General features: G+C 58.7%; 3 protein-coding genes. All 3 read right to left on the bottom strand.

Annotated features, from left to right (window positions below; translation table 11 throughout):
* Positions 1 to 8: 8 nt before the first annotated feature.
* Positions 9 to 1607 (bottom strand): IS66 family transposase, encoded by a 1599-nt coding sequence (gene tnpC / locus AC07UR_RS33845; protein WP_209793393.1) that lies wholly within the window; start codon positions 1605 to 1607, stop codon positions 9 to 11.
* Between the two features lie 74 nt (positions 1608 to 1681).
* Positions 1682 to 2026, bottom strand: coding sequence for an IS66 family insertion sequence element accessory protein TnpB (gene tnpB / locus AC07UR_RS33840; RefSeq protein WP_209793394.1), 345 nt, complete (start codon positions 2024 to 2026; stop codon positions 1682 to 1684).
* The gene (locus AC07UR_RS33835) at positions 2023 to 2409 is read right to left on the bottom strand and encodes a transposase (RefSeq protein ID WP_209793395.1); all 387 of its coding nucleotides are present in this window, start codon (positions 2407 to 2409) and stop codon (positions 2023 to 2025) included. Before AC07UR_RS33835 ends, tnpB begins: the two co-directional genes overlap by 4 nt.
* Positions 2410 to 2487: the final 78 nt, after the last annotated feature.

Genomic DNA, 2487 nt, shown 5'->3' with positions numbered 1-2487 from the left:
GTAAGCGGTTAGCCGATCACGCTCGGCTCGAAGTTCCACGGCATCAGAGCGTCGATATCCTGCGCGGGCCATCCGTTGGCCATGCGAACTAAGGTCTGTGTCAGCCAGGCGAGCGGATCGACGTTGTTCATTTTAGCTGTCTGCAAGAGCGTGGCGATCGTGGCCCATGTGTTGCCACCGCCTTCGCTTCCGGCAAATAGACTATTCTTCCGTGTGATGGTTTGGGGACGGATTGCGCGCTCGACGATATTGGAGTCAATCTCGATGCGGCCGTCACCGAGAAAGCGTTCCAGAGATTGTCGGCGGGTCATTGCATAGCGGATCGCTTCCGCGGTTTTGGACTTGCCAGAGACCTTCGCCAGTTCCTTTTCCCAGATGTCAAAAAGGTTGGCGACAATGGCCGCAGACCGCTCTTGTCGTGCGGCAGCACGGATGTTGGCATCCTTTCCCCGGATCTCGTCCTCGACCTTCCACAACTCGGTCATCGCCTTCACCGAGGCTGTCGCGGCGTGATTGATACCACCGATATGCAGTTCGTAAAATTTGCGCCTGACGTGCGCCCAGCACCCCGCCAACGTGATGGTCTCGTTGCTGCCGGCCTTGACCTGCTCTTTCACCATGCTCGTATAGGCGCCGTGCCCATCAACCTGGAGAATGCCGTTGAAGCCGCTCAGGTGACGGGCCACACAGCGCCCACCTCTGCTGTCTTCAAATCTATAGGCGACCATAGGTGGCCCTGATCCCCCGAACGGCCGATCATCACGTGCATAGGCCCACAGCCATGCCGTCATTGTTTTTCCCGAACCAGGCACCAGGGTCGGCAATGTCGTTTCGTCGGCAAAGACCCTTTCACCTGCCTTGATCTTTTCCAGGATGTAATCGGCCAGGATCTTGAGCTCGAAGCCGAGATGTCCCATCCATTGAGCCATCAAGGAGCGGCTCAGCGTCACGCTATCGCGCAGGTAGATTGTTTCCTGACGGTAGAGTGGAAGGCCGTCGGCATATTTGGACACGGCGATGTAAGCCAGGAGCCGTTCGCTCGGCAGCCCGGCTTCGATGATATGGCCAGGCGCTAGAGCCTGCAGCACACCGTCACGCCCTCTGAATGCGTATTTCGGCCGGCGGGTAACGATGACCCTGAACTTCGGTGGGATGACATCGAGCCGCTCGGATCGATCTTCGCCAATCAAAACCTTTTCCAGCCCTCGGCATTCCTCGGGGATTTCAGGCTCGATTACCTCCTCGATGCGCTCGAGATGGGCGGCAAAGCCCTTGCGCGGGCGTGCGTCCCGCTTCGGCTTGTCTTTCCGTGACTGGTCGAGCTCGCTGTCGATCGCTGCCAGGCCGGTCTCGACTTCCTCGAACGCAAAGTCGATCTGATCGTCGTTGATCCCCAGTCGCAGCCGTTCCGAGCGCGTGCCTTTCTGAGCCCGCTCAAGCACTTTCACAATCGCAGTGAGAGTGGCTATCCGCTCGTCCGTATCCTTCTTGAGCGCCTCAAGCCGGGTGATCTCCGCTCGGGCAGCGGCGCCTTCTGCACTCATGGCGACGATCATCGCCTTGAGTGCATCAACGTCGTCAGGAAGGTCCGAAGCAGAGAACGTCATAGAAGGAACTAGATCACAAATAGTGATCTTTTCCTAGCGTTTACAGTAACATGCGTTGGATTTCTCGGAGGGGGTCAGCCGGTCGAAAGCGGCCTCCTGATTGTCGCCGGGCGGATCTTCTTCCAATCCATTCCGGCCAGTAGGGCCATGAGCTGGGCATGATCCAGACGGATGCGCGCCGTCGTCGCTGCCGGCCAGCAAAAGCCATTTCCTTCGATAACTTTCGAATAGAGACAGACCCCGCTGCCATCCCACCACACGATCCGGACACGGTCCTTCCGTTTGGAACGGAACACGTAAAGGGCGCTATTGAACGGATCGAGACCGCCATCCCTGACCAAAGCCATCAACGAGGCCGCCCCCTTGCGAAAGTCGACCGGTTGGCAGGAGACGTAAACGACAACGCCAGACGCAATCATGCCTTGCGCACCGCCCGTAGAATCTTGGCAAGATGATCCGGCTCGATATCCCCGGCCACGCGCACCACGACGTCACCCATGACGATTTCCACCGGCGAACTTGCAAACGCTTCGACGCGCGCGAACCTCACCTCTTCATTCGCCCCTTCCGAAAGGGGGACAACCGATCCCAAGGCCAAGGCCTTGCGCCGCCAGCCGTAAAGCTGCGAGGGATCCAGCCCCTCAGCGCGGGCAATCGCTGATACATTCGCCCCCGGCAGCATTGTCTCCGCAATCAACCGAGCCTTCTCAGCATCCGGCCAATCTCGTGGCTTGCGCCTCGTCCGTATTGGGGTCGCCGTCAGAACCTCAAAGGCACGAGCCTGATTCACGCTGTCGCTCATAGGTTTCTCCGCATGATTCATGCCGAAAATGAGCGATCTTTCGAAACCGCGCTACGTGGGATGGCCTACCCGCTTACG

The organism is Ensifer sp. GW821-FHT05G01 (genome assembly GCF_059419585.1).
Note: the sequence above shows the minus strand (reverse complement) of the source record. Positions and strands in the feature narration are given on the sequence as shown.

Bases quoted from the DNA above. Each gene is read 5' to 3' on its own strand.
- tnpB (WP_209793394.1), bottom strand. From the start codon at position 2,026: ATGATTGCGTCTGGCGTTGTCGTTTACGTCTCCTGCCAACCGGTCGAC.
- tnpC (WP_209793393.1), bottom strand. From the start codon at position 1,607: ATGACGTTCTCTGCTTCGGACCTTCCTGACGACGTTGATGCACTCAAG.
- AC07UR_RS33835 (WP_209793395.1), bottom strand. From the start codon at position 2,409: ATGAGCGACAGCGTGAATCAGGCTCGTGCCTTTGAGGTTCTGACGGCG.